This is a genomic window from Rhizobium sp. 18055, assembly GCF_902706285.1.
Classification (GTDB): domain Bacteria; phylum Pseudomonadota; class Alphaproteobacteria; order Rhizobiales; family Rhizobiaceae; genus Rhizobium.
Genome location: NZ_CACSKD010000336.1, coordinates 1 through 427, shown reverse-complemented (window position 1 = coordinate 427; position 427 = coordinate 1). Strand labels below are relative to the sequence as shown.

Annotated in this window: 1 protein-coding gene; it reads left to right on the top strand. The window is 55.7% G+C overall.

What is annotated here, in order from left to right:
• Nucleotides 1-427 (top strand): efflux RND transporter permease subunit (locus GVL52_RS29390; RefSeq protein ID WP_200848027.1); only part of this gene is annotated, 427 nt, incomplete at both ends.

Below are 427 nucleotides of genomic sequence, written 5' to 3'. Positions count from 1 at the left end.
GGCTGGCTCAGATCAAGATACCCACGGGTTACTGGACGAGCTGGGGCGGAACATTCGAAAACCTGCAATCTGCCTCCAAGCGTCTGCAGATTGTGGTGCCCGTCTCACTGCTGCTGGTCTTCGTTCTGTTGTTCGCAATGTTTGGAAATGCCAAAGACGGGCTGCTGGTCTTCACCGGAATTCCATTCGCGCTAACTGGTGGCATCTTGGCACTATGGCTTCGCGACATACCCATGTCGATCTCTGCGGCCGTTGGCTTCATCGCGCTTTCAGGCGTTGCTGTTCTTAACGGGCTTGTGATGATTTCATACATCCGGACGTTGAGAGAGGAAGGCGTTCCGCTGGACGATGCCATCCGCGATGGAGCGTTGACACGTCTGCGACCTGTGCTTATGACCGCTCTCGTGGCGTCTCTGGGCTTCATTCC